1 protein-coding gene is annotated in these 511 nt (G+C 46.0%); it reads right to left on the bottom strand.

What is annotated here, in order from left to right; translation table 11 throughout:
- Positions 1-511 (bottom strand): transposase (locus DWX91_RS16375; protein WP_207664043.1); only part of this gene is annotated, 511 nt, incomplete at both ends.

The following is a 511-nucleotide window of genomic DNA, read 5'->3' as shown; positions in this document are numbered from 1 at the left end:
TGTGCCCGTCTGTTTTGCTGGCATATACACCAACATGGTGCTCATCCACCTCGACTTTTGCCGGAATGAAACGATATCTGCGTGTAATAGCATCTGGAAGCTGTTTCCATCCGTTTTCACCGAATTCTGCTGTTAATTCTTCTTCGGTCATGTAGTGGTCGATCCGATTTGTAGGAAGCCCGGACATATCCTGAGCTTTCTTACCGGTTGCTTTTTTTCTGCGTTCCAGTGCCGGCTCCAGAGTCTCTGGTTCCGGTGCCTCCAGATCACAGACAGCTTCGGCTTCATTAAAAAACACAATGGTTCCATCCACTTCAACAAAACGGAGTTGCTGGGCATCCTCCATTTTTTCAGAGGAACGTCCAAACCTGTTCTTATTAGCCAGGATCAGCTGTTCCATCATTGCCTGCATCTTCGTATCCAGGGAATGCAGGTCGGCACTGACCTTTTCTAACTGTTCCTGTTGATTCAAAAATAACTGGATCAGCATAGATTTATCAAAGCTGTTTAA

It is taken from the genome of Clostridium sp. AF22-10, assembly GCF_003478725.1.
Taxonomy (GTDB): Bacteria; Bacillota; Clostridia; order Lachnospirales; family Lachnospiraceae; genus Otoolea; species Otoolea fessa.
This window is presented reverse-complemented; position numbering and strand designations above follow the sequence as displayed.